Source organism: Desulfurella amilsii (genome assembly GCF_002119425.1).
GTDB classification, from domain to species: domain Bacteria; phylum Campylobacterota_A; class Desulfurellia; order Desulfurellales; family Desulfurellaceae; genus Desulfurella; species Desulfurella amilsii.
In genome coordinates, this window is sequence record NZ_MDSU01000018.1 from 1,078,472 (window position 1) to 1,097,349 (window position 18,878).

The window sequence follows — 18,878 nt, forward strand, 5'->3', positions numbered from 1 at the left end:
TTATTACAAGGAATTTTTTAGGAGAGACTAAAGCTCTCCTAAAAAAATTAAAACACAATTATATTATAGCCGTCTTTAATGAAAGGCTCAAGAGCGACATGATTATCAAGATTTCCAATCACAGGCAAACCCTGCGCCTCTGCAGCTTCTAAGCTCTTTGTAGCTATTGCACAGCCTTTGCATACCGCCACAATAGAACCTTTTATATCTTCGTAAGCAGCATTCAAAGGGTGATTTTTGTCTGACATTTTTTGAACAACGCTTGTTGCATATCCTTCCAATATAATCTTAACATCGTAATTCTTTTTTCTTAAATCTTTTACATTTAAAAACAAATGATAATAGTCCATTGTGTTTGATGGATCTTTTAATACATAAAATAATGTCTTCATTACTTTCTCCTTTTTTAAGAATTAAAAACTATTTCTTTAAAGCTTTTGCCTGGAAAATCTTTTGCCAACTTCATCGTGCCACCTGCAAGTATAGTTTTAACTTCCCTTTCTGTTAAATGATAATTCAAAGGTATGGAAATACCTTTTGTTTCGTTGTATAGCATTACTTCGCCTTTGTTTTCAATTAGGGCTTTTCTAATATTTGGCAATTTAATTCTATCTCCCTGATCAATTTTTTCGTAATCATCTGGGTTTTTGAATGTAAGAGGCAGTATACCAAAATTGATAAGGTTAGCTCTGTGGATACGTTCAATGGCTTTTGCTATGACTGCTTTTACACCCAAATACATTGGGCATAATGCTGCGTGCTCTCTTGATGAGCCTTGACCGTATGAATCACCGCCCACAATAATGTTGTGAATGCCCATTTTTTTATTTTCCAAACATCTTTGAGCAAATGTAGGGTCTCTCTTCACAAAAACATATTCAGCATACTTTGGCACATTAGAGCGGTACTTTAGTAAGTCTCCTGCTGGCATAATATCATCTGTGGTAATTTTATCGCCAAATTTGCCTGTAACCTCACCAATTAAATCAGCTGGCATAGAGCTACCACCTGGCGGATCAACTATATTTGGTCCCTTATAGAGTTCAACTTTTGACATCCCAGTTTCATGTGCTGGTGGTATTATAAGCGAATCATCTATTGTAAATTCGCTTGGCACATCAACTTTTGGGTATTGAATACCAAAAAGTTTTTCCAAATCTCTGGGGTCTGTTATCTTACCCGTTAGAGCACATGCAGCTGCTGTTTCTGGGCTTACTAAATAAATTTTAGCTGTAGTAGTGCCGCTTCTTCCAAAAAAATTTCTATTGTTGGTTCTTATAGAAACTGCATTGTTTCTTGGAGCTTGACCTGCGCCTATGCAAAAACCACATGCTGATTCCAATATTCTTGCACCTGCAGCTATAATATGGCTTAACTTTCCTTCATCGGAAAGCATCCTTAAAACCTGCTTTGAGCCTGGTGCATAACCAAAACTTACGTTTTCATTTGCTACTTTGCCTTTTAAAATTTCTGCCAATATCTTGCCATCTTTATAAGAAGAGTTTGTACAGCTACCTACCATGACTTGATCTGCTGGTGTTCCTTCTACATCTCTTACGCGTACAACATTATCTGGTGAGTGAGGTTGTGCTATCATTGGTTCAAGTTCGTTTAAGTTAATTTCGATCACTTTATCGTATACAGCATCTGGATCCACCTCTAGAGAAATCCAGTCTTGTTCTCTTTTTTGGGCTTTTAAAAAAGATCTTGTTGTTTCGTCTGATGGAAAAACACTCGTTGTTACACCAAGCTCTGCACCCATATTGGTAATTGTTGCTCGCTCTGGGACGCTTAAATGCTTTACACCGTCTCCAAAGTACTCTGCAATCCAGCCAACATTGCCTTTAGTTGTAAGTATTTGCAATACTTTTAAAATAATATCTTTTGCTGAAACCCATGGGTTAAGCTTACCGGTTAACTTTATACCAACAATTTTCGGTCTTGGCATATAAAATGGCATACCAGCCATTGCGCTTGCAACATCAAGCCCGCCTGCACCAATAGCTATCATGCCAATACCACCACCCGTTGGTGTATGCGAATCAGAGCCCAACAGCGTTTTACCTGGTTTGCCAAAGCGTTCTACATGGACCTGATGGCAAATACCATTACCTGCTTTTGATAGATACAAGCCATATTTTTTTGCAAATGTTTGCAAATACGTATGGTCATCTGCATCTTCAAAGCCCATTTGGATTGTTTTGTGATCAATGTAGCTAACAGAAACTTCAGTCTTTACACGAGGTGTCCCCATTTGTTCAAATTGAAGATCCGCCATTGTGCCTGTTGCATCTTGCGTGAGCGTTTGATCAATTTTTATACCAATTTCGTCTCCTTCTGTGAGGCTACCGTCAACCAAATGCTCTTTGAGTATCTTTTGAGCGACTGTCAATCCCATGCCTTACCTCCTAGAAAATTTATTTGCTTTTCTGACACAAAATTTATATTATTTCTTTATAAATGTCAAATCTTTGGAGTACTTATGGTTAGGGTTTTGATTGTTGACGACTCGCTTATTTCAAGAAAATATTTAACAAGGATACTGGAAGAATCTGGCCAAATAAAGGTGATTGATACAGCCTCAGATGGACTAGAGGCTATAGAAAAAGTAAAAACTCTCAAACCAGATGTTGTTACCATGGATATAGAAATGCCAAAATTAAACGGCATAGAAGCGCTAAAACACATAATGTTAGAAAATCCCGTGCCGATAATTATGGTGTCAACGCTTACAACAGAAGGTGCAAGCATAACGCTTGAAGCTTTGCATTTAGGCGCAGTTGATTATATACCAAAAAACGATGTTCTTAACTTTAATAAAATAACAAAAGACGCTCGAGAACTATTAATAGCAAAAATCATCGCTGCAAAAAGCTCAAAAATACAAAAACCAAAACTTGTAAAACCTACACTGCCTAAGCCAACACAAATAGTCACACCACAGAAAATAACCACAAAAGATATTAGACTTATTGCTATTGCGACTTCAACGGGTGGACCCGTTGCCCTAGAAAAAATAATGAGTGAATTCCCAAAAGTTAATGTGCCTGTTTTAATTGTCCAACATATGCCAGCTACATTTACACCGATTTTTGCAAAATCACTCGATAGAATCTCATCTATACCCATAAAAGAAGCTCAGGATCAAGAAATTGCCCAAAATGGCAAAGGTTACCTAGCACCAGGCGGTTTACAAATGAGTATAGAGGACAAAAATGGTACACTTACTATAAAAATTTCAGACCAGCCAAAAACAATTTATGTTCCAAGTGCTGATGTATTGTTTAGCTCTTGCGCCGAAACAACAAAAAATAGGACGCTTGCTATTATCATGACGGGTATGGGAAACGATGGTTATGAGGGTTTACTAAAACTTAAAAAAATTGGCGGCACAATTATTGCACAAAGCAAAGAGTCCTGTGTCGTTTGGGGTATGCCAAGAAAGCCCACTGAAAACAACATAGTAGACTATATTGGCGACTTAGAAGAAATACCCAATATTATTAAAAAGATTATAGGATAAAAATGGCAGAGATTTTATCTCAAGAAGAAATAGATGCCCTACTTTCGACAATAGGCAAAGAAGAAGAGTCATCACAAGAATTACCCGAAACGCTTATAGAAGAAAAAATATCCATATATGACTTTAAAAGACCCGATAAGGTTTCCAAAGAACAAATCAGAGCATTAAGAAATCTCCACGATAAGTTCGCTAGAAACTTTTCCTCAAAACTCTCTGGTTTTTTGCGTACAATCATTGAAATAGATGTGGCAAGTGTTGACCAAATGACATATGGTGAATTTGTTTTATCTCTTTCTCAATCTGTTAGTTTCAATGTTATAAGTCTACATCCACTTGAAGGCAGTGGCATTATAGCTGTAGAACCAGATATCGGCTTTGTGCTTATAGATAGATTGCTCGGGGGGTTTGGCGCAACTTTTCAAAACATAAGGCCTTTCACCGACATAGAGCAAAGCATACTTTTAGATATTGTCAATTTAATGCTTGGTGACCTAAAAAATATCTGGACACCAATTGCAGAAATTAGATTTGAAGTTATAGCCCAAGAAACAAGCCCCAATGTAGTTCAAATTGTAGCACCCTCGGAAGTAGTGGTATTAATTGTATTTGAGGTAAAAATGGGCGATTACAAAGGTATAATCAACTTCTGTTTGCCCGTTATTACACTTGAGCCAATTTTAACTAAGATCGGCACACACGATATGCTTTCTATTTCAAGAAAAGAACATACAAACAGAGTGGTAGATATACTGCAGATTCTTGACAATGTTTTAATTAGACTTGAAACATACTTGGGCGAATTTAAAATTGATATTGAAAGCTTTTTGAACCTAAAACCAAACGACATATACATCCTGCAAAAAAGCACAAATGAACCAGCAGAAGTATACTGCAATGGTGTAAAAAAATTTGAAGCAAAATTAGGCAAAATAAAGACCAAAAAAGCTATAAAAATAACTAAACTCATTGGTTAGGAGGCGTGCTCGTGTTCGATTTAACAAAAGACACTAAAGAAAATGTGCAGATTTTTTTCACAAAAGAATCTATTGTTATGGAAGAAACTATCAAAAAAGCTTTAAACATAGATTGTCTTGTTAAATTTACAAAAGTCCAAACTACAGACAAAATCGAAAAAAAGGATTTTTTTGCAAGGTTTAATATTGATATAAATGGTATAGAATTAGGCTTATATATATCTATGGATACAAAAATAGCCTCTATTCTATCAGACTTGATGCTAATGGGTCCAGGGGAAGACAAAGATACTTTAGAGCCAGATGATATTGACTCTTTAAAAGAGCTTTTTTCTCAAAATTTAGGTGCTTTTGCAACAGCAATGAAAGAAGAAGGCTACAAAGTGAGCTTTAACGGCTTCTCACAAACTCAGCCCAAAGATGAGCCGTTTTTTGAATCTGAGTTTGAAATTATTATAACAAATACGATAGAAAGCTCAATGCATCAGTATGTAAGTGTTGATGGGTTCGAAAAAGTTTTAGATAACCTAAAAGTTGAAGTGCTAAGCAGCAAAAATCAATCCTCTTTGTCACCACTGTTTGAGATAGAAGACGAATCAAATCAAACCTCTACGATAGAAACTTCGAAAGATAATTTAAATTTACTAATGGATATAGAACTTAATGCGCGCATAAGAATTGGCTCAAAACAAATGCTACTTAAAGATGTTGTAAAATTATCAGAAGGCACTATAATAGATCTGGATAAAAGCGTGGATGAGCCAATGGAAATTTTAGTCAATGGCAAAATAATTGCAAAAGGCATAGTCGTAGTGGTAGGTGGAAATTTTGGCATAAAAATTACACATGTTGGCACAAAAGAAGATAGAATAAAAAGTCTTGGGGGGTAAGAAATGGAAAGCTGTAGATTAGGCTTTGGTGAGATCTCAAAAACAGACGAAGAAATAGTAAAAAAAATATTAAAAATGAAAACAATAGCGGTCGTTGGCCTATCGCCAAAACCAGACAGACCAAGCTATGATGTAGCTTCATATCTGCAAGCAAAAGGCTACAAAATTGTACCAGTAAGGCCTGGTGTAAGTGAAATTTTAGGTGAAAAATGCTACGCTACGCTAGAAGACATACCATTTAGCATTGATGTTGTAGATGTATTCAGAAACGCAAAAGATTGTCCTAGCGTTGTTGAATCTGCACTAAAAATAAAACCTAAAGCAATATGGCTGCAAGAAGATATAATAAGTCCAGAATCCAAAAAAATGGTAGAAGGCAGCGGTATACTTTTTATAATGGATCATTGTTTAAAAAAAGCACATCAAAAATACATTGAAGGGACGATTAGTTGACACTGTGTTTTGACATCGGTGGAACTCGAATAAAATATGCAAAAATTGACAATCAGTATAATATTGAACAAGTTAATGTTATCCCAACACCCAAAAATTTTAATGACTTTAAAAGAAAAATCATTAAAATTTTAGATGCTTCAAATGAAAAGAATGTCGGATTTAGCGTTGCTGGAATTGTTGATTACAAATCAAAAACTGTCAAACACTCACCAAATATGCTTTTTTTGAACAATTTTTCTTTTAACGAATTTAATATACAAAGCACTCATATTGAAGTAGAAAACGATGCAAACGCAGCTTGTCTAAATTCTTACAGAATATACAAAGTGCCCAATATGATACACCTAACACTAGGTACAGGTCTTGGTGGTGGCGCAATCGTTAATGGAAAACTCCTAAAAAGCTCCGTAAGTGTATTTGAGGTGGGCCACATTAGTGCGAGTATAAACGGCAAGCGATGTGGCTGTAACAACAGAGGCTGCATAGAAAAATATACAGGTATAGAACATATAATAGAGTTTGCTAAAAAAAACAACGTTTTTGACACACTAGAGCACATATTCGGCAACTATTCAAAAAATAAAATCTACAAGCGTATAGTCGATAGATTTGCGCAATATTTGGGCATTGTTGTTGCTGATCTTATCAATGTGTTTGGAAGTGATTTAATAGTCTTTAGCGGTGGCATTGCAAATAACTTTGATGCATTTAGCCAAACATTGAAAAAAACCGTACATAGGCGCTCTTTTGTGTATAGAATCAAACCTTGCGCGTTTGCTGTTGAGGAAAACCCGACATTTGCTGGACTGCTTGGTATTGCAAGTATTTTTAATGAGGGGTTGTATGGATAAATTTGTCATAGAAGGCTCAAAAACGCTACACGGCAGTGTAGATATAAGCGGCTCTAAAAATGCTGCTTTGCCCATTATTGCAGCAACTATTTTGTGCGATAGCCCATGCACTATACGCAATGTACCAAACTTAGCAGATATCATTACAATGCTAAAATTATTAGAAAACATGGGCTGCCAATACAATTTTAGCAACAACACATTAGAAATTGATTGTTTGAAATTAAAATCTACCAAAGCCGAATACGACCTGGTGCGAAAAATGAGGGCTTCAATTTTGGTTTTAGGACCACTTATAGCCAAATACTTTCAAGCAACCGTATCGCTCCCAGGAGGATGTGCGATTGGCGTAAGACCAGTTAATTTGCATATTGATGCTCTAAAAATTATGGGTACCAAAATTAACATTGAAAAGGGATACATTCATGCGAGCGCAAAAGAATTAAAAGGTGCCGAGATTTATTTTGATGTACCAACTGTTACAGGTACAGAAAACATTATCATGGCAGCTACACTCTCTCACGGCAAAACAACCATCTATAATGCTGCAAAGGAACCAGAAGTGGTTGATTTAGCAAACTTTCTAAACAAATGTGGTGCAAAAGTCTCTGGGGCTGGCAGTTCTACAATAGAAATTACAGGCGTTGAAACGCTAAAAGGTAGCGATTATGAAGTAATGCCAGATCGTATTGAAGCAGGTACCTTTATGTGCATCGCACATGCTACACGCTCTAGCCTAACGATAAACAACGCGCCAACTTATTGCATGCATTCTATAATTGACAAGATAAAAGAAGCGGGCGCAGATGTTCAAATAAGTGACAGCTCGATAAAAATCTCCCATTCCAAATTTCTGCCAGTTAATATTAAAACATTCGCATATCCTGGTTTTCCAACAGATATGCAAGCTCAATTTACAGCTATGTTAACACTTGCTCAAGGCACAAGCATAATAGAAGAAACTATTTTTGAAAACCGCTTTCAGCATGTTGCAGAACTTAATCGAATGGGTGCAAATATAATCATAAGCGGGAATAAAGCTATTATCAATGGCGTAAAAAAGCTATACGGCGCCCCAGTTATGGCAACGGATTTGCGGGCTAGTGCAAGTTTAGTCATTGCAGGCTTGGCTGCAGAAAATACAACAGAAGTTTTGCGCATTTACCATTTAGATAGAGGATATGAGCATCTAGACAAAAAATTACAAGCACTAGGAGCAAGAATAAAGAGGGTGCCTCAGTGAAACAATTAACAATTGCCCTTGCAAAAGGGCGTCTAATGGATGAAACAATAAAGCTTTTTAACAGCAAAGGTATTGCAATAGATTATGAAGAAAACAGCAGGAAATTAATTTTTGAAAGTAAAGATGGAACATTAAAATTTTTAATTGTGCGTGCTCAAGATGTGGCTACATACGTAGAAGGAAATGGTGCTGATTTAGGCGTTGCTGGACTCGATGTGCTAACAGAAAACAAAAAAGATGTGTTTGAGCTAATGGATTTAAATATAGGAAAATGCACCGTTGTGGTAGCAGGCAAAACGCGCAACTACCCCGATACACCAACGCAGCTAAAAGTTGCTACAAAATTTGTAAACATAACAGATGAATTTTTTGCAAAAAAAGGCATGACAATCGAGATTATTAAGCTTTATGGCTCAATTGAACTAGCTGGTGTCATCGGTCTTGCAGACTGCATTGTAGACATTGTTTCAACTGGCCAAACCCTAAAAGAAAACGGTCTTTATATAATAGAAAAGATAACGGAATCAAGCGCTTTTTTAGTTGCAAACCACGTTAGTTATTATACGAAAAACGAAGAAATAACAAAACTTATTGAATTATTAAAATAAATGGAGAAAAATCAATTGGGAAACATTTTAAACTTTTATAGAGATCTGGGTGTTGAATACCTAAACACTAAGCTTAATAAAAAAGAAGCACCAAGAAACGCTGGTCTAAAGTGCCTTAAAGAACTAAAAAAAGAAGTAGAAAAATGCCAAGCATGTGAGCTTCACAAAACAAAAAAACACTATGTTTTTGGAGATGGAAACCCAAACGCTAGCTTAATGTTTATTGGCGAAGCACCAGGTGCGACAGAAGACGAACAGGGCTTGCCTTTTGTTGGACGGGCAGGACAATTGTTAAGCGATTTACTAAAAGAAGTTGGTATAAACAGGCAAGAAGTATACATAGCAAATTGTCTAAAATGCAGGCCACCAAATAACAAAGATCCCCAAGAAAATGAGCTTAAAGCCTGCAGACCTTTTTTGGACAAGCAAATAGAATTAATAAAACCAAAAATTATCATCACGCTAGGCAGATTTGCTCTAATGCAACTGCTTGGTAATGACAAAAAAATTACCCAATCTCGAGGGCTTGTATTTAAACAACAAAGCTACACAGTAATACCCACATATCATCCAGCTTATTTATTGAGAAACCCAAAAGCCATAGAAGTATTTGTAAACGATTTAAAAACGGCTAAGCAATATTTAGGAGACTAGATGAGCCAGATCATTAGCGTCGAATTAGCCCAAAGCTACAATATAAGCATAAGCTACAATGACTTAAGCAATCTAAGTAATTTTTTAAAAAATTCAAACTTTGTTAATAGGCTTTTTATTATCTCAGATGCAAATGTGTGTAGACTGCACTTGCAAACACTGCTACACTATATAGAAAAAGCTAATTTTTCTTACTCAATATACTGTTTTGAACCAGGCGAGCAAAGCAAAAGCAAAGAAGTATTGTTTGACATATACGACTTTTTGATTGAAAATAAAGCGGATAGAAAGACACCATTGATAGCATTTGGTGGTGGGGTCGTTGGCGATGTGGCATCCTTTGCAGCAAGTACATTTATGCGCGGCATGCCACTCATTCATGTTCCAACGACTGTAGTTTCACAAACAGATAGCTCAATTGGCGGGAAAACAGCCATAAACCATGCCAAAGGCAAAAACTTAATAGGTACTTTCTATCAACCAAATGCTGTATTTATTGACACAAAATTTTTAGATACTTTAAGTGACGAGGAATTTTTTGACGCTTTTTCCGAAATTATCAAATACGGTATTATAATGGATAGGCAGCTTTTTAGCTTCATTGAAGAACACAGTAGCGATATTTTAAAGAGGGACCATAAAGCTATCCAAAAACTCATTTATGATTGTGCAAAAGATAAAAGCTTAATTGTTCAAAAAGATGAAAAAGAGGCGAGCTTAAGAGCTATTTTAAATTTTGGCCACACACTTGGCCATGCAATTGAAGCTTATTTTGAATATAAAAAATACACACATCCTCAAGCAGTTTCAATTGGAGAGGTATTTGCTACAAGGCTCTCACACAAACTGGGCTTAATTGATGAAAAAACATTTAAAATAATTAAAGATTTACTTGAAAAATTTCACCTGCCAACAAAGATAGACAACATTAACCCAACCTTGCTGATTGAAATAATGAAGCACGATAAAAAGGCCAAAGGCGGTGTTTTAGAATTTATATTGACAAAAAGCATAGGAGAGGTTATTATTGCAAACGACATAAACAATAGTTTGTTAATAGAAACAATTAGAGAGTTGCAGTGAGAAATCTTATAAAAAAAATTGAAAAATATTACAAGTCAAAACAATCAAGTTTGTTTTTTTATCCCCTCGCGTGCTTGCTTTATGAAAGTGGTGCTAAAGAAGAAGCGTTTGATTTGTTAGTTGAAGGTGTAGCTAAATTCCCTCACTACCTGCTTGCTTTAATTAAAGTCGCTCAGATTCTTATAGACGAGGAAAAATATGAGGCAGCCGAAAGCTATCTTGAGACTGCTTTAAATATTAATAACTCAAACGTACTTGCATGGGAATTATTGGCTGTATCTTACGAAAAGCAAAATAAAATTGAACAAGTTATTAACGCTTATGAAAAACTACTTGTACTTAACCCTTCACCTAAAATAAAATCAAAACTATTGTCGTTTGCCTCTTTTTATACACCAAGCGTAGAAAAAGTAAAAGAAAACTTAGCGCAAACTACGAATATACAGACGCCGCTTAAATCAAAAGAAACAGACGCTAATGATATAGTGATATTGGATGTTGAAAAACCAGGCGAAACTACCCAACAAGGAAAAGATCCACATAACTTAGAACAAAACAAACCAATAGTTTTTGAAGATATACCTACAATTGATTTAGAAGAAGATGATCAGCTAAATATAGCAAAATTATATGTTGAACAAGGCTATATTGAGGATGCAAAAAATCTCTACAAAGAAATACTTACAAGAAATCCCCAAAATAGGCAAGCAAAAATTGCCCTGGAGGCGTTAGATGAAAAACAGTAAGATTTTTTTACTACTTGTAATAATTTTTTTTATTTCATCCTGCACACAACTGAGACAAGTAGGCTTTAGGGATTATGAGACCTCATTTTTGAAACAACTAGACAAACAAACCGTAGAAAAAAAACTATATAGGGATTTCGAGACTGTAGCTATTGCTAAAGTAACATATTTTAACCCAACGCTTGCTAATCAATACTACAATTATTTAAAGCAACATAATGCAATATCAAAATCAAACCAACATCTATACGACTCATTTGTAAATGATTGCTCAAAAAATACTGTTTTTTGGGTAAACTTGTACAGCTCATACTATGAATCAAGCAATATATCAGATAAAAATTCATTCTGGAATGTTTACTTAGATTGTAATGGTAAAAGAATTCAACCTGTAAAAATTGAACATGTTTCAAAGGGTAGTCCTTTAAATGCATGGCTTTATTTAAAACCAAAGAATTATTGGTCGCAAAATTATATAATAGAATTTGATAAAAATTGTGATGACAACGCTATTGATTTTAACATGGCTTCAATTATTGGCAGTTTAGATTTTAAATTTAGGTAGGAGGGTTTGATGTACAAAATTTTAAAGAAGCAGAAATGGAGTGACACCATATTTTCAAACTGGATAGAAGCTCCATTTGTTGCAAAGGCAGCCCAACCTGGTCAGTTTATAATACTGATTACAAGCCAAAGTGGCGAAAGGATTCCTTTGACAATTGCCGATTCTAATGCAAAAGAAGGTTGGGTTCAAATTGTTTATCAGGTGGTTGGCGCAAGCACGCTTGAGCTTTCATTGATGAATGAAGGCGAAAATCTCTACGCTTTTGTTGGTCCTTTAGGAGTACCATCTGAGATAGAAAATTTTGGTGGCAAGGTGCTAATTATTGGTGGTGGCATAGGTATTGCCCCCATTTATCCGGTTGCAAAAAAGCTAAAAGAGCTTGGAAATTACGTCATTTCTATTATTGGAGCGCGCACAAAAGACTTAATTATTATGGAAGACAAAATGAAAGAAGCTTCAAATGAATTACTAATTGCAACAGATGATGGCACCTATGGTCAAAAAGGTTTTGTAACAAACATAATGGACGATATACTAAAAAAAGAGTCTGAAGCCATAAAAGATATATGGGCAGTCGGACCACCTATTATGATGAAAATGTGCACGCGTGTAGCAAACGAACACAACAAACAAATATGGGTTTCTCTAAATTCTATTATGGTTGACGGTACGGGCATGTGTGGTGCATGTAGGGTAAGCGTAGGTGGTAAAACAAAATTTGCATGTGTAGATGGGCCTGAGTTTAGAGGTAATCTTGTAAACTTCGAAGAAATGATATTAAGACAAAGACAATATTGCGATCAAGAAAGGGAAGCTTTGATGTTACTTGAAGAAAAAATAAGGAGGCAGGCTTCAAATGGCTGAAAAATTAAAACCCGCTGAAAAGCTTAAAAAAGATAGAGTACCGATGAGGAATCAAGAACCTCTAGAAAGAGTACAAAATTTCCTTGAAGTACCGCTTGGGTATTCTTTGGAAGAAGCAATACAGGAAGCTCAAAGATGTTTACAGTGCAATCCGCCATACTGCGTGGCAGGATGCCCTGCAGATGTAAGAATCCCTCAATTTGTAGAAAAACTAATTGCAGAAGATATAAAAGGCGCATTTTTAGAAATTAAACAAACAAATGCTTTGCCCGCTGTATGCGGCAGGGTGTGTCCTCAAGAAGAGCAGTGTGAAGGCGCATGCATAATGAACAAAAAAGGGAAACCCATAGCTATTGGAAGACTTGAGCGCTATGTAGCAGACTGGGCAAAACAACTTGATTATTCAGATGCAAAAAAACCTTCAACAAAACTCAATAAAAAAGTTGCTATAGTTGGCTCTGGTCCAGCAGGACTTGCATGTGCATCTGATCTGGCAAAATTAGGATACGATGTTACCGTGTATGAAGCACTTCATAAAGCAGGCGGCGTGCTTGTGTATGGAATACCAGAGTTCAGGCTACCAAAAGCAATAGTGGGCTACGAAGTAGATCAAATTAAAGAACTAGGCGTAGAAATAAATTTAAACTATGTAATTGGCTTAACTAAATCCGTTGATGAGCTCATGCAAGAATATGACGCAGTATTTTTGGCAAATGGCGCTGGTGCACCGTCATTTTTGAAAATACCGGGAGAAAATTTAAATGGTGTATACTCTGCAAGTGAATTTTTAACTAGATCAAACCTTATGAAAGCCTACGAATTCCCCAATTATGCAACACCCATTAGAGTTGATCAAAAGGCTGTAGTGGTAGGTGGCGGTAATGTCGCAATGGATGCTGTAAGAACTGCAAAAAGGCTTGGTGCAAAAGAAGCCACAATTGTTTACAGAAGGGGCAGAAAAGAAATGCCAGCTCGGGCAGAAGAAATAGGACATGCAGAAGAAGAAGGCATAAAATTTGAGCTGCTTACAAACCCTGTAAAAATTTTGGGTGACGAATATGGAAACGTGGTGGGCATTGAATGTGTCAGAATGGAGCTTGGCGAACCAGATGAATCTGGAAGAAGAAGGCCTCAGGTAGTTGAAGGTTCAAATTTTGTAATAGATGCGGATACTGTTATTATAGCTATTGGTCAAAGCGCAAACCCAATTGTAGCCCGCAGCGCCACTGGTGTAGAAACTAACAAGTGGGGGTATTTTGTTGCTGATGAAAACGGCAAAACTACGCACCCGAAAGTTTGGGCTGGCGGCGATATAGTAACGGGCGCAGCTACAGTTATTTTGGCCGTTGGTGCTGGCAAAAAAGCAGCTAAATCTATACATGAAACACTCTCAAACAAACAATGAAGTTAGTGTGTCTATAAGGCCAGAATGTCTTAAAGAATACATTGGCCAAAAGCATGTAGTTGAAAATTTATCTCTTGCTATAGTTGCAGCACGAAAACGTAACGAACCCATAGAGCATTGTTTGCTCTATGGGCCACCTGGGATTGGCAAAACCACGCTTGCATATATAATAGCCAAAGAAATGGGTTCAAATATCATAACAATTAGTGGCCCTTCCATCGAAAAAGTCGGTGATATTGCAGCGATTTTAACTAGTCTTGATGACAAAGATGTGCTTTTTGTTGATGAAATACACAGGCTCAATCACAACATCGAAGAAATGCTTTATTCTGCATTAGAAGATTTTAAACTGGATATAGTAGTGGGTCAAGGGCCAGGCGCAAAAACACTTCGCATCGATTTACCAAAATTCACTTTTGTTGGTGCTACAACACGCATTGGGATGCTAACAAACCCACTCAGGGATAGATTTGGCCTTGTGCTGAGGCTTGATTACTATAGTCTTGATGAGTTAGTGAAGATAATTGAGCGCTCTGCGTTTGTGCTAAATATAAAAATTGATGATGAAAGCGCAAAAATCATCGCTCAGCGTTCGCGCTCAACACCGAGAATTGCAAACAAAATCCTAAGACGTGTAAGGGATTTAGCGCAGGTTAAGCAAATAGATAAAATAACCAAAGGTATTGCCAAAGAAGCGCTAGAGATAATCAATATCGATGAAAATGGCTTAGATTATTTAGACAAAAAATACTTAGATATCATCAACAATGTATTTAATGGCGGTCCCGTAGGTATTGAAACGCTTGCGTCAAGTCTGGGTGAGGACAAGAAAACACTTGAAGAAGTTGTTGAGCCATATTTATTGCAGTGCGGTTATATAAAAAAAACGCCAAAAGGGCGCGTTGCGGTAAATCAAATAATGATAGAAAAACCTACGCTATTTTAGTATAAAATCTCTGATTTTATAGCATCTATAATAAATTCTTGCTCATTATCTTCAAGGCCTACGTACAATGGTATAGATAAACACTCATTGTAGTACTCAAGGGCTTTTGGTGTTGAAAGTGGATTATAGCCCATTTTTTGGTAAAAAGGCTGGGCATTGATGGGTATGTAGTGCGTTTGAAGCATTATACCCTTTGATTTTAGTGATTTCATTATATCAGCTCTTTTTTTACCAAGCTCTTTAAAATTAACCCTTATAACATACAAGTGATAAGATGAACTGGCGTTTTTGTATAGTGGTCTTATAGATGTATTATCAAAAACTTTATCGTAGTTTTGTGCAAGCTTTCTTCTTGTAGTTAGAAAAAAGTCTATTTTTTTTAGCTGAGATAACCCCAAAGCACTATGTACATCACTTAACCTGTAGTTAAAACCCAGATCTTGCATCTCAAAATACAAAGGGTTGTCATCGTTGTAAATAAATTCACTGCTATTCCTTACAATGCCATGGTTTCTCAAAATAGAGGCTTTTTTTGCGATAGCTTCGCTATTTGTTACAATGCAGCCGCCTTCAGCACTTGTAATACTCTTTACAGGATGAAAAGAAAGTGTGGCAACATCGCAAAAACTGCAATCGCCTGCTTTGTGTGCGCCAAAGCTTGCACCAAGTGAGTGAGCACAGTCTTCTAAGATTTTTACACCGTATTTTTCACTTAAATACGATAGCCCTTTTGGATCTACCATGTTTCCAGCAAAATCTACAGCAAAAATTGCCTTTATGGTGTTATCCTTTTTTAACATAGCCTCACATAAGTTTAAATCTATGTTAGCTTGAGCGTCCACATCTACAAATATAGGAACAGCTTGAGCATAAACTATAGCGTTTGACGTAGCCAAAAATGAATTAGGTGTTGTAAGAACTTTATCGCCTTTTTCAAGCAAACAAATGGCCGCTATATGCAAACTTGCTGTACCGCTTGATACGCACACTGCATACTGTACACCTAAATATCGTTTTATTGCCTCTTCGAACTCCGCAACTTTTGGACCTGTTGTTAAAAAGTTGCTCTTTAAAACTTCAACCACCGCATTTATATCATCTTCGTCAATATACTGTCTTGAATACCCATAGTTTTTCTCTCTCATAAAGCCTCTTTTTATTATTTTTAGCACTAAATCCAGCCTAATTATAATCTTTAGCCAATTTATTGTCAAGCTTTAAGCCAATTTGCACTAATACCTTGACACAATGGACATTATTAGTTATTGTAATATGGAGATAAAGAATATGGATGTAAAAGCAAAAAAAGACCCACTTGATTTGATATTTGAGGTTATTCTTGGCATAGACGATCTAAAAACCACTGAATTACTCAAGACATCCTGCTTTGTCACAAAAAAGCAAAAAGGTGAAATACTCTTTAGACAAAGCCAAAAAGGTTCTATCCTTTATTATTTGTTAGATGGCAGAGTAAAACTATACCGTTTAGACCAAAAAGGTAATGAATGTGTTATTCATTTTGTCAACAAAAACGAATTTTTTGCAGAAATTTTGCTCACACAAGATACATACCCAGTAAACGCTCAAATGCTTTGTAATTCTACAATGCTTGGCATTGATAAAAATAAACTATTACCCCTTTTAAAATCACACCCAGAATTGTCTGCCAAAATAATATTCATGTTTGCAAACCGTATAAATTACCTTGTAGATACAATAGAGCGGCTCTCAACAGAAAGCGCAAAAGAAAAATTTTTGAACTACCTCATTTATTTAAGCAAGATACACAAATCACACACAGTGATACTAGATATACCAAAACAAGAATTAGCTCTACTCTTAGGTATGGCGAAAGAAACTTTCTCTCGCATCGAAAAACAATTGATAAGTGATGGCGTAATAGAAGTAAACAACAAAGAAATAAAATTACTAAAGTAGATTTTACCTTAAATTTACGTTGTGAGATTAAAAGCAAAGTTATGTGGTTTAAGAAGTTTTTAGTGGCTTTTTTTAGTCTATTTTTTTTATCAAATGCTTTTGCAAAAGATTTCAAAAAAGTGGAGCCTTCATATAAATCGATGTGCGTCTCATACCTGCATACAGCCAAAGAAATGAGAAAAAGCCCTCTTGTGACAAAATTTGCAAGAAATCCTGAATACAAAAATCAACTCAACTTAGTTGATCAAAATATATCTCAAGCGCAAGAGAGTTTATCAAATGAACAGTTTGAAGCTTGCTATTATAGAGCAGTTAGCACAATTTTATTAATGAAGAGCTTATCAAATATACAAAAAGCAAAAAAACATGAAAATCCTGCTGTTGGAAGATGACAAAACGCTCGGAGAAGCATTAAAGGAGTTATTAGAACAAAATAATTTTGAAACACAATGGGTGGAAACTATAGAAGATTTTATTTTGTTCGCAAAAGCGCGCCCTTTTGATTTATTTATCATGGATAGAGCCATTAAAAATAAAGATTCTCTGTATACGCTTAAAGAACTCAGAAAAACAATATCAACACCTGCTATTTTTTTAACTGTAAAAAGTTCTCTAAGCGACAAATTAGAAGGATTTGAAGCTCAAATTGATGATTACATTACTAAACCATTTTACAAAGAAGAATTTCTAGCAAGAATAAAAACCATTTTGAGTAGAAATACGCCAAAAGGTATAATAAAGGTTGGGAATATTGAAATAGATACGCAAAAACATAAGGTTTTTGTAGATTCAAAACCCGTGGAAAATCTAACTCAAAAAGAATTTATGCTTCTTGAGTATCTAATGCGAAATAAAAATAAAGTAATAAAGACAGATAATTTAATAGACTATATATGGAACGAAGAGGGCAGCGTAGAAACCTTAAAATCCCACATCTACAGCTTAAGAAAAAAACTCTCAGACAAAAACTTGATAAAGACCGTCAAAGGATACGGCTACAAAATAGAGGAATGAATAAATACATACAAAAGTTTATAAACGACATCATACTACTCCACACACTGTTGGTATTTGTTATGCTTATTTTTTTTGATAGCCTTTTGTCTTATCAAAGGTACTTAGATCTTCAAAAAAACAGTGAAGGTTTGGCTAAAAGAGTCATTGAAAACATTGAACTTTCTATAAAAACAACGGGCATCTACCAGAGCAAGCCTCAAGATATTTTTTACCTAATCATTGACACCAAAAATAAAGTAATGAGTGCAAACGTAAGTATAAACAAAGAAATAATTGATAAAATTATAAAATCAAAAGAAGAAAATTTTCAATACAGTGGTCTTTCTTTCAGGAAAATAAGTTTTGAAGACGCCACGCTTGGCCATATTCAAATTATCGCTGCATATTCTCTATATGATATTTACAAAAATATTGCTTATTTTTTTGGGCTATTATTAATAATATCATTTTTTATTGTAGCGCTATACCATAGAATTAGCTATGTATTATCTCAAAAAAGGTCTGTACCGCTTTTATCGCTATACCGCACAACGGAAGAATTTTTAGACACTGTAGCACATGAAGTTCTAACACCACTTTCCTACATAAGTTTGATTAGCGAGGACACTCGTGTCAAAAATAGCATTGATCGCATAAAGAACATACTAAACGGGGTACTAGAAATCAAAAAATTTGATGTGACAAAAAACCAGGACAGAAGCGAAATAGACACAAAAATGGTAATAAAAACGATCTTGCAAGAATTAGATTTTGCTTTAAAATCAAAAAAAATAGAACCTCAACTAAACCTTGATGAGGCAAAAATTATCACACACCAAAATATTTTTTATATTCTTTTGCGCAATTTAATAGATAATGGCGTAAAATACAATATCGAAGGGGGCTTTCTAAAAATAGAGTCCCGCCTTATTGGCAAATACTACCACTTTAAAATAGAAAATTCATACCAGCCAAGTGATATGGACTTGAATTTTCAAACGCTCCAGTTTGGCAGGAGCCTTGGGCTTTACTTGATCTATAAAACGCTAAACATACTAAATGGAGATATAGACATTGCAACAACAAAAGATATATTCAAAGCAACCATAAAATTACCGATCAAAAACTTCAATTAA

At 35.6% G+C, this 18,878-nt stretch carries 21 protein-coding genes; 18 read left to right on the forward strand and 3 right to left on the reverse strand.

What is annotated here, in order from left to right:
- Nucleotides 1–47 precede the first annotated feature (47 nt).
- Together DESAMIL20_RS09115 and DESAMIL20_RS09120 are read right to left on the reverse strand one after the other, a co-directional pair.
- A complete protein-coding gene (locus DESAMIL20_RS09115) occupies nt 48–392 on the reverse strand; it encodes a hypothetical protein (RefSeq protein ID WP_086034541.1) in 345 nt (114 codons plus the stop codon).
- 14 nt (nt 393–406) lie between these two features.
- Nucleotides 407–2,398, reverse strand: coding sequence for an aconitate hydratase (locus tag DESAMIL20_RS09120; RefSeq protein WP_086034542.1), 1,992 nt, complete (start codon nt 2,396–2,398; stop codon nt 407–409).
- Between the two features lie 84 nt (nt 2,399–2,482).
- Between DESAMIL20_RS09120 and DESAMIL20_RS09125 the strand changes: the two genes are divergently transcribed.
- The 14 genes from DESAMIL20_RS09125 to ruvB are packed head-to-tail and all read left to right on the forward strand — an operon-like array spanning nt 2,483 to nt 14,808.
- Entirely contained in the window at nt 2,483–3,523 is a 1,041-nt protein-coding gene (locus DESAMIL20_RS09125; RefSeq protein ID WP_158090574.1) for a protein-glutamate methylesterase/protein-glutamine glutaminase, read from the forward strand.
- 2 nt (nt 3,524–3,525) lie between these two features.
- Nucleotides 3,526–4,497, forward strand: coding sequence for a flagellar motor switch protein FliM (gene fliM, locus DESAMIL20_RS09130; RefSeq protein WP_086034544.1), 972 nt, complete (start codon nt 3,526–3,528; stop codon nt 4,495–4,497).
- A gap of 11 nt (nt 4,498–4,508) precedes the next feature.
- Complete coding sequence (fliN, locus tag DESAMIL20_RS09135; RefSeq protein WP_086034545.1) at nt 4,509–5,387, forward strand: flagellar motor switch protein FliN; 879 nt, start codon at nt 4,509–4,511, stop codon at nt 5,385–5,387.
- A gap of 3 nt (nt 5,388–5,390) precedes the next feature.
- On the forward strand, nt 5,391–5,840 hold the full coding sequence (locus tag DESAMIL20_RS09140; protein WP_086034546.1) for a CoA-binding protein: 450 nt from the start codon (nt 5,391–5,393) through the stop codon (nt 5,838–5,840).
- Nucleotides 5,837–6,694, forward strand: a complete 858-nt coding sequence (locus DESAMIL20_RS09145; protein ID WP_086034547.1) for an ROK family protein — start codon at nt 5,837–5,839, stop codon at nt 6,692–6,694. Before DESAMIL20_RS09140 ends, DESAMIL20_RS09145 begins: the two co-directional genes overlap by 4 nt.
- On the forward strand, nt 6,687–7,937 hold the full coding sequence (murA, locus tag DESAMIL20_RS09150) for a UDP-N-acetylglucosamine 1-carboxyvinyltransferase (protein WP_086034548.1): 1,251 nt from the start codon (nt 6,687–6,689) through the stop codon (nt 7,935–7,937). The genes DESAMIL20_RS09145 and murA overlap by 8 nt, the downstream gene beginning before the upstream one ends.
- Nucleotides 7,934–8,545, forward strand: a complete 612-nt coding sequence (gene hisG, locus DESAMIL20_RS09155; protein WP_086034549.1) for an ATP phosphoribosyltransferase — start codon at nt 7,934–7,936, stop codon at nt 8,543–8,545. The genes murA and hisG overlap by 4 nt, the downstream gene beginning before the upstream one ends.
- Complete coding sequence (locus tag DESAMIL20_RS09160; RefSeq protein WP_086034550.1) at nt 8,546–9,199, forward strand: uracil-DNA glycosylase; 654 nt, start codon at nt 8,546–8,548, stop codon at nt 9,197–9,199.
- Complete coding sequence (gene aroB / locus DESAMIL20_RS09165) at nt 9,200–10,282, forward strand: 3-dehydroquinate synthase (RefSeq protein WP_086034551.1); 1,083 nt, start codon at nt 9,200–9,202, stop codon at nt 10,280–10,282. It begins immediately after the preceding gene.
- Nucleotides 10,279–11,028: a tetratricopeptide repeat protein gene (locus DESAMIL20_RS09170; protein WP_086034552.1), complete on the forward strand. Its 750-nt coding sequence runs from the start codon at nt 10,279–10,281 to the stop codon at nt 11,026–11,028. Before aroB ends, DESAMIL20_RS09170 begins: the two co-directional genes overlap by 4 nt.
- Entirely contained in the window at nt 11,015–11,593 is a 579-nt protein-coding gene (locus tag DESAMIL20_RS09175) for a hypothetical protein (RefSeq protein WP_086034553.1), read from the forward strand. Before DESAMIL20_RS09170 ends, DESAMIL20_RS09175 begins: the two co-directional genes overlap by 14 nt.
- A gap of 9 nt (nt 11,594–11,602) precedes the next feature.
- Nucleotides 11,603–12,457, forward strand: coding sequence for a sulfide/dihydroorotate dehydrogenase-like FAD/NAD-binding protein (locus DESAMIL20_RS09180; protein ID WP_086034554.1), 855 nt, complete (start codon nt 11,603–11,605; stop codon nt 12,455–12,457).
- Nucleotides 12,450–13,862, forward strand: a complete 1,413-nt coding sequence (gene gltA, locus DESAMIL20_RS09185) for an NADPH-dependent glutamate synthase (RefSeq protein ID WP_086034555.1) — start codon at nt 12,450–12,452, stop codon at nt 13,860–13,862. Before DESAMIL20_RS09180 ends, gltA begins: the two co-directional genes overlap by 8 nt.
- The gene (ruvB, locus tag DESAMIL20_RS09190; protein WP_086034556.1) at nt 13,837–14,808 is read left to right on the forward strand and encodes a Holliday junction branch migration DNA helicase RuvB; all 972 of its coding nucleotides are present in this window, start codon (nt 13,837–13,839) and stop codon (nt 14,806–14,808) included. The genes gltA and ruvB overlap by 26 nt, the downstream gene beginning before the upstream one ends.
- Here the strand turns inward: ruvB and pseC are convergent.
- The gene (pseC, locus tag DESAMIL20_RS09195) at nt 14,805–15,953 is read right to left on the reverse strand and encodes a UDP-4-amino-4,6-dideoxy-N-acetyl-beta-L-altrosamine transaminase (RefSeq protein WP_086034557.1); all 1,149 of its coding nucleotides are present in this window, start codon (nt 15,951–15,953) and stop codon (nt 14,805–14,807) included. The two genes, ruvB and pseC, sit on opposite strands and share 4 nt — an antisense overlap.
- Before the next feature lie 127 nt (nt 15,954–16,080).
- On the opposite strand from pseC, the gene DESAMIL20_RS09200 reads away from it, so the two are divergent.
- The 4 genes from DESAMIL20_RS09200 to DESAMIL20_RS09215 are packed head-to-tail and all read left to right on the forward strand — an operon-like array spanning nt 16,081 to nt 18,878.
- The gene (locus DESAMIL20_RS09200; protein WP_158090575.1) at nt 16,081–16,746 is read left to right on the forward strand and encodes a Crp/Fnr family transcriptional regulator; all 666 of its coding nucleotides are present in this window, start codon (nt 16,081–16,083) and stop codon (nt 16,744–16,746) included.
- A gap of 41 nt (nt 16,747–16,787) precedes the next feature.
- Complete coding sequence (locus tag DESAMIL20_RS09205) at nt 16,788–17,138, forward strand: hypothetical protein (RefSeq protein WP_143340267.1); 351 nt, start codon at nt 16,788–16,790, stop codon at nt 17,136–17,138.
- Nucleotides 17,113–17,760, forward strand: coding sequence for a response regulator transcription factor (locus DESAMIL20_RS09210; RefSeq protein WP_086034560.1), 648 nt, complete (start codon nt 17,113–17,115; stop codon nt 17,758–17,760). Before DESAMIL20_RS09205 ends, DESAMIL20_RS09210 begins: the two co-directional genes overlap by 26 nt.
- Complete coding sequence (locus DESAMIL20_RS09215; RefSeq protein WP_086034561.1) at nt 17,757–18,878, forward strand: sensor histidine kinase; 1,122 nt, start codon at nt 17,757–17,759, stop codon at nt 18,876–18,878. The genes DESAMIL20_RS09210 and DESAMIL20_RS09215 overlap by 4 nt, the downstream gene beginning before the upstream one ends.

Coding starts and splice junctions, on each gene's coding strand:
- ruvB (WP_086034556.1), top strand. CDS start 13,837: ATGAAACACTCTCAAACAAACAATGAAGTTAGTGTGTCTATAAGGCCA.
- DESAMIL20_RS09200 (WP_158090575.1), top strand. CDS start 16,081: ATGGAGATAAAGAATATGGATGTAAAAGCAAAAAAAGACCCACTTGAT.
- DESAMIL20_RS09210 (WP_086034560.1), top strand. CDS start 17,113: ATGAAAATCCTGCTGTTGGAAGATGACAAAACGCTCGGAGAAGCATTA.
- DESAMIL20_RS09205 (WP_143340267.1), top strand. CDS start 16,788: ATGTGGTTTAAGAAGTTTTTAGTGGCTTTTTTTAGTCTATTTTTTTTA.
- murA (WP_086034548.1), top strand. CDS start 6,687: ATGGATAAATTTGTCATAGAAGGCTCAAAAACGCTACACGGCAGTGTA.
- aroB (WP_086034551.1), top strand. CDS start 9,200: ATGAGCCAGATCATTAGCGTCGAATTAGCCCAAAGCTACAATATAAGC.
- fliM (WP_086034544.1), top strand. CDS start 3,526: ATGGCAGAGATTTTATCTCAAGAAGAAATAGATGCCCTACTTTCGACA.
- DESAMIL20_RS09115 (WP_086034541.1), bottom strand. CDS start 392: ATGAAGACATTATTTTATGTATTAAAAGATCCATCAAACACAATGGAC.
- DESAMIL20_RS09140 (WP_086034546.1), top strand. CDS start 5,391: ATGGAAAGCTGTAGATTAGGCTTTGGTGAGATCTCAAAAACAGACGAA.
- gltA (WP_086034555.1), top strand. CDS start 12,450: ATGGCTGAAAAATTAAAACCCGCTGAAAAGCTTAAAAAAGATAGAGTA.
- DESAMIL20_RS09120 (WP_086034542.1), bottom strand. CDS start 2,398: ATGGGATTGACAGTCGCTCAAAAGATACTCAAAGAGCATTTGGTTGAC.
- pseC (WP_086034557.1), bottom strand. CDS start 15,953: ATGAGAGAGAAAAACTATGGGTATTCAAGACAGTATATTGACGAAGAT.
- DESAMIL20_RS09160 (WP_086034550.1), top strand. CDS start 8,546: ATGGAGAAAAATCAATTGGGAAACATTTTAAACTTTTATAGAGATCTG.
- DESAMIL20_RS09215 (WP_086034561.1), top strand. CDS start 17,757: ATGAATAAATACATACAAAAGTTTATAAACGACATCATACTACTCCAC.
- DESAMIL20_RS09125 (WP_158090574.1), top strand. CDS start 2,483: ATGGTTAGGGTTTTGATTGTTGACGACTCGCTTATTTCAAGAAAATAT.
- DESAMIL20_RS09175 (WP_086034553.1), top strand. CDS start 11,015: ATGAAAAACAGTAAGATTTTTTTACTACTTGTAATAATTTTTTTTATT.
- DESAMIL20_RS09180 (WP_086034554.1), top strand. CDS start 11,603: ATGTACAAAATTTTAAAGAAGCAGAAATGGAGTGACACCATATTTTCA.